The sequence below is a fragment of the Mycobacterium sp. genome (genome assembly GCF_049673265.1).
GTDB lineage: Bacteria > Actinomycetota > Actinomycetes > Mycobacteriales > Mycobacteriaceae > Mycobacterium.
The window spans coordinates 1-4,250 of record NZ_JBATXN010000599.1 but is presented as its reverse complement, the minus strand read 5'-3'; the positions used below and the strand labels follow the sequence as shown (position 1 = coordinate 4,250).

The window sequence follows — 4,250 nt, the reverse complement described above, 5'->3', positions numbered from 1 at the left end:
GTCGATGATCAACCCGGCCTGATCAGCCAGCGTCAGCTTTACAACCAATAGTCATAACGAAAAGTTTAGGGAGCGAAATTATGGATCCAAACACCATCACATACATCCCCGGGTCGGTGGAGGATGCGCACGGCCATCTCCAAGCGGCGTCGGCGGCGTTGGCCCAGTGCCAGTCGGATCTGGTGAACATCAACAGCCTGTTGGCCAGCGTCATGAGCGGCCAATTCCACACGGCCTACCAAGAGTCGATGCTCCAGATCGAGCGGCCGCTGGCGCACTTGGCCGAAACTGTGGGCATCCACGGCCAAGTGTTGAGTTCGATCACCGGCGACATCATGGCATTGGATTCCTCGCTCGCCACCTAGGCGTGATCTGTTAGCCGAACTGGGGCGCACGCCAACGGGTGCGCCCCAGCGGCATTTAAGGGGATTTTTCGTGTTAACCACCACCGTCGATGGCCTGTGGGTTCTGCAGGTACTCACCGGAATTGAGGTAGTAGCCCCAGAGCTGGGATTGCGATCGATTTTGCCCAGTGTCGAAACGCGGCATTCCGCATTGGCGCATCCGGTCGCTGCCGAATTGCGGGCCGCGGGCGTTCTCGACGAGTCGGACAACGTCAACCGCTCGGTTGTTGAATGGCTGACCGTGCTCACGCGCCGCGATGTCGCGCTGCTGATCAACGTCCGTACGCCCGACACTCAAGAAACCCCCACCAGGGCGTTGCTCGCGCGATTTGCCGAGTGGTGGGTAGTCATGGAGCGATCGCAAGACGTGATCCGAATGGGTGGCGCTGGGACGTCCAGCGCTGAGGGCGCGGCGAATGAGGTGATCCGTACTCAGATCGAGCGACTGTGTGGCACGAACACGCCGGCACCGTTACGACCGGTCACGCTCGACGCAGATGCGTTGCAGGAGAAGGCAACCAGTCGCGACCGGCTGCACGCGTTCCTTGCCAGTCAGCGGCTAGACACCGATCAGTTGCAGATCCTCAAGATGGCCGCCGATCCCGCACGGTCGGCCCAGGCGGGAATCGTTGCGGTGCAATCCGGGGTGGCCCTCGCCGGCCCGTCGCGGATGCACGTTGAACAGAGCGTGGTGACGATCATCGACACCCCCGAGGGCCGGATCGTCGCCGAGCACGAACTGTCGGCCGGCAAGAAGTGGATGATCCTCGGACCGGGTTCAGCGAGCAACCTCACCTCCGCGGTCAACCGGATGATGCGGCGCCTGCCTGCAAATGACGAATGGCATTCGTATCGAAAGGTTGTGTAAGTGAGGGGTAAGGCGCACATGTTAGCATCGGCATCGTGACAAATCCGTGGAACGCGCCAGCGAATTCGACGGAGCAAGGTAGGCAAACGCCGAGACAGCCTGCCGCTTCGCGTCCGCAACACCCGGACTCGGTTTCGGGAACATTGCGCATCTCCGATATGGTTGCTCCGCGCAAAATTCCGCCCGGATCGGGTTGGCGAAAGTTCCTTTATGCCGCGTCATTTCGGACCATAAATTTCGGTGAATCGCCGGCTGAACGGCATTACCGCGAATTGCAGGGCCGCATACGCCGCCACATCCGTAAGCAGTACGTCGTCGGGGTGGTTTCCGGCAAGGGCGGCGTTGGCAAGACCACGATGACGGCGTGCATCGGCGCCGTGTTCCGCGAGTGCCGGCCGGAGAACGTTGTCGCCATCGACGCCGCGCCCGGCTTCGGAACCCTGGCCGGGCGCATCGATGAGGCTCCGCCGGGCGACTACGCCGCCGTGCTGAACGACACCGATGTCCAGGGCTATGCGGATATCCGGGAACACTTGGGCCAGAACAACTTAGGGCTGGATGTACTGGCCGGCAACCGAGCCTCTGACCAAACCCGCCCGCTGGTGCCGTCGATGTTCACCGGTGTGCTGTCGCGGCTCCGTCGCACACACAACGTCATCGTGGTGGACACGTCCGACGATCTTGAACACCCGGTGATGAAGGCCGTGTTCGACGCCTGCGACACACTGGTATTCGTATCGGGTCTGACCGCGGACACTTCGCTGCCGGTCACGCGGGCTATCGATTTGCTGCGGGCGATGGGCTACCACGAATTGGTGTCGCGCAGCATGGTCATTCTGAACGACAGCCGCAACAAATTCGATCCCGACGCGCGAGCTTATCTGACTGAACGCTTCGGCCAATCGGGCGCGACAGTTGAATTCATGCCTTTCGACCCGCATTTGGCCAAAGGCGGGATCATCGATACTCAACATGAATTGCAGAAGAAAACACGGCTCCGGCTATTTGAGATCACCGCGGCGTTAGCGGACAAATATGTTCCGGACGCCGACAGGCCACGGTAATGGCGAAGGTCGCATTTCCCGCGCGGTGCGCAGTTGCGGTGGTATGTGGCGAACACCTTGTCTCTCAGGTGTACCCGGCATCCGTGCCGGTGGAGGTGTTCGTCGACAACATCGTCGAGCTACTCAACGACGAGCTCAAGCGGCGGGGTTTGACCGGGCTGGAATCCGGCATCGGTTACGAGCTGCAGAAGGCTAACGGAGTACGGCTGGACGTCACTAAAACTCTCGATGAGTTGGGCGTCGAAGACGGCGCCACGCTGGTGTTGGTTCCCGCGGCCGACGGCGACTCGTTCGAGCCGCAGTACGAATCGCTGTCCACCGGTCTGGCCCGGATCGGCAAGCAGCTTTTCGAGCCGGTCACACCCGACACCGCAGCGCACACCGCGGTGGCCATCCTGGCGATGATCTCGGCGTCGGTGTTGGGGCTGGCGGTGCGCGATCGCCTCGCCAGCGATTCGCTGATGCCCAGCATCGTGACAGGCGTCCTGGGTCTGCTCGCCATCGGTGGTGCCGGCGTGGTGGCGCGCTGGTGGCCGCGTCGCGCCGACATCCTCGGCGGCTTTGCCTGGCTTTCTGTGCCGTTGCTGGCGGTGAGTCTGGGTGCCGGGGCGCCGGGCAAACTGGGCGCGGCGCATCTGTTTATCGCCGCGCTCGCCGCCGGCATGCTCACGTGCGGGATAGCGGTGATGACGCGACGGCACGTCAACGTGGCGGCAACGATCGTCACACTGTGCGCGCTGGGCGGACTTGTCGTCGCAGCCCGGATGTGGCGACCGGTTCCCGCCCAATGGCTGGGCATGTGCACCCTCGTCGTTCTGCTGTTCTTGCTGACTCTGGCACCGACGATCGCGCTGTGGTCCGCGCGGATCCGGCCGCCGTACTTCGGGTCGGTGACGGGCCGCGACCTATTTCGCCGCAGCGCCGGATTGCCGGTCGACGCGGTCTCGCCGGTGGACGAGGCGGCCGAGGAGGAGCTGAGCCCGGATACCACGCCGCGTGGGATGCAGATCGCGGCGGCGGCCGTTACCGCGAACAACGTACTGACCGGGATCTGTGTGGCGGCGAGCCTGGCGCTGCCCGCCGCAGTGTGGGTAACGCTGATGCCGGGACGCAACCGCAGCGGCGCCGCCGCGGTACTGGCAGCGCTGTTCGTGCTGATCTTCATCAGCCGCGGACGGGCATTCGCCGACAAACGGCAAGCTATCGCGCTGGTGTGCGGGGCCACGAGCGCGACGTGTGTCGGCGTCATCAAATACGTCCTGCACGAGCCGGCGGCATCAGCTGAGCCGGTGCTATGGGGTGCAGTGGTTTTGGGCGGATTCGGTGCCGCCGGGCTGGCGGCGGCGCTGTTGGTGCCCATCACCAGGTTCACCCCGTTGGTGCGGATGATCGCCGAATGGCTGGAAATCTTCGCGATTATCGCGGCTCTTCCGCTGGCCGCGTGGATCGGCGGATTGTTCAACTGGGTGCGGATGCGATGAACGGTGCGTTCTCGCCCCGGCGGATCTGCTCGCTAACCCTCGTCGGCCTGCTGGTCGGCCTGTCGACCGGTCTTCCTGCGGCCCAGGCAATTCCACCGCCGACGGTCGACCCCGGCCGGGTGCCCGCAGACGGCAAGCCGGGCCCGGAACAGCCGATGCGGCAGAGCAATATCTGCGCCCGGACCATCACCGTCGCCGATCCCAATGTGGCCGTCATAGCGCCGGGCTTCGCGATGCTCAATATCGCCAAGGCCTGGCAGTACTCGACCGGTAACGGGGTGCCCGTCGCGGTCATCGACACTGGCATCAACCCGAGCCCCCGACTACCCGTGGTTCCCGGCGGCGACTACATCATGGGCGGCGACGGATTGATGGACTGCGACGCGCACGGCACCATCGTGGCGTCGGTGATCGCCGCCGCGCCCCAGGGCGC

Annotated in this window: 4 protein-coding genes and 1 pseudogene; all 5 read left to right on the top strand. The window is 64.0% G+C overall.

The window, feature by feature from the left end; all coding sequences use genetic code 11:
• Positions 1 to 80: 80 nt before the first annotated feature.
• Positions 81 to 365 (top strand): hypothetical protein, encoded by a 285-nt coding sequence (locus WBF82_RS20210; RefSeq protein ID WP_424384712.1) that lies wholly within the window; start codon positions 81 to 83, stop codon positions 363 to 365.
• Positions 366 to 435: 70 nt separating this feature from the next.
• Entirely contained in the window at positions 436 to 1,272 is an 837-nt protein-coding gene (locus tag WBF82_RS20205; protein ID WP_424384711.1) for an ESX secretion-associated protein EspG, read from the top strand.
• A 35-nt stretch (positions 1,273 to 1,307) separates the two neighbouring features.
• Positions 1,308 to 2,336: a MinD/ParA family ATP-binding protein gene (locus WBF82_RS20200; RefSeq protein ID WP_424384710.1), complete on the top strand. Its 1,029-nt coding sequence runs from the start codon at positions 1,308 to 1,310 to the stop codon at positions 2,334 to 2,336.
• Positions 2,336 to 3,817, top strand: coding sequence for a type VII secretion integral membrane protein EccD (eccD, locus tag WBF82_RS20195; protein WP_424384709.1), 1,482 nt, complete (start codon positions 2,336 to 2,338; stop codon positions 3,815 to 3,817). Before WBF82_RS20200 ends, eccD begins: the two co-directional genes overlap by 1 nt.
• Positions 3,814 to 4,250 (top strand): annotated as a pseudogene (locus WBF82_RS20190) (type VII secretion-associated serine protease); the annotation flags it as partial. The gene eccD and the pseudogene WBF82_RS20190, both read left to right, overlap by 4 nt.